The sequence below is a fragment of the Pseudonocardia sp. NPDC046786 genome (assembly GCF_040645415.1).
Lineage (GTDB): Bacteria > Actinomycetota > Actinomycetes > Mycobacteriales > Pseudonocardiaceae > Pseudonocardia > Pseudonocardia kongjuensis.
The window spans coordinates 1-1264 of sequence record NZ_JBEYYF010000066.1 but is presented as its reverse complement, the minus strand read 5'-3'; the positions used below and the strand labels follow the sequence as shown (position 1 = coordinate 1264).

Here is a 1264-nt window from a genome sequence, read left to right as displayed (position 1 = left end):
TGAAGTGACACCTACTGGCCGGACGCCTCCAGACTTGGCAGTAGCCGAGGAGGAGGACGTGCGATGGGGCGTCGAAGTAGGTACCCCGAGGAGTTCCGCCGTAACGCCGCAGAGCTGGCTCTCGACGGGGGCCGTTCGGTCCGCGACGTGGCTCGCGAGCTCGGGGTGAACCACGAGACTCTGCGCAACTGGGTCGAGGCCCTGCGCCGGGAACGGCGCGATGGGCCCGCGGCGGTCACCGGGGAGGAACGTGCCGAGCTGGCCCGGCTGCGGCGCCGGGTCGCCGAGCTCGAGCTGGAGAAAGAGGTCCTGCGAAAAGCCGCGGTCTTCTTCGCTCGGGAGACAGACCGGTGACCCGAGAAACGATCTACGGGTTCATCGCTGCGGAGAAGACCACCTATCCCGTCCGTCTCCTGTGTCGGGTCCTGGCCGTGAGCCCGTCGGCGTTCTACGACTGGCTGCGCCGCGGCAGCCCTGTGATCAGCGACGATGATCTGGCTGACGCCTACGACGCCGACCGGCTCCACGATGCCTGGCGCGAGCATCGCCGTACCTACGGAGCCCGCCGGCTGACCGCCGAGATCATCGACCGTGGCCACCGGTGGAACCGCAAGCGCGTGGCCCGACTGATGAGCGTGGCCGGTATCGAGGGCATCCACCGGCGCCGTCACGGTAAGAAACGTTCCCGGGTCACGGCCAGCGCGGTGGCCCCCGATCTGGTCAAGCGCCGGTTCCACACCGAGCTGCCTGACCAGCTGTGGGTCGCCGACATCTCGTACCTGCGGACCTGGGAAGGGTTCCTCTACCTCGCCGTGGTCGTCGATGCCTGCACGCGGCGGGTCGTGGGCTGGTCGATGACCGACCATCTGCGCCGTGAGCTGGTCCTCGACGCTGTCGGGATGGCCCTTCACCAGCGTAAACCTGCCGCTGGGCTGATCCATCACAGCGACCACGGAGTCCAGTACACCTCGATCGACTTCGGACGGACGTTGCGCACATCCGGGGTGGTGGCCTCGATGGGCAGTGTCGGAGACGCGTTCGACAACGCGATGGCCGAGAGCTTCTTCGCCACGCTCAAGGAGGAACTGGTCTACCGCCGAGCCTGGTCGACCCGCCACGAGCTGGAGATGGAGGTCTTCTCCTTCATCGAGGGGTTCTACAACCCGTTGCGCCGTCACTCCCGGCTGGGCAACCTCAGCCCCGCGACCTACGAGCAGCAGCTCACGACACAGAACGAGGTGTCCGGCTGACGGGTGTCACTTCA

At 67.1% G+C, this 1264-nt stretch carries 2 protein-coding genes; both read left to right on the top strand.

Annotation, left to right across the window (positions count from 1 at the left end):
- Positions 1-63 precede the first annotated feature (63 nt).
- Entirely contained in the window at positions 64-354 is a 291-nt protein-coding gene (locus ABZ881_RS30900) for a transposase (protein WP_358489593.1), read from the top strand.
- Positions 351-1250, top strand: coding sequence for an IS3 family transposase (locus tag ABZ881_RS30895; protein ID WP_358489591.1), 900 nt, complete (start codon positions 351-353; stop codon positions 1248-1250). Before ABZ881_RS30900 ends, ABZ881_RS30895 begins: the two co-directional genes overlap by 4 nt.
- Positions 1251-1264: the final 14 nt, after the last annotated feature.

What these genes read in the sequence shown, in the direction of transcription:
- ABZ881_RS30900 (WP_358489593.1), top strand. Translation starts at nt 64, where the DNA reads ATGGGGCGTCGAAGTAGGTACCCCGAGGAGTTCCGCCGTAACGCCGCA.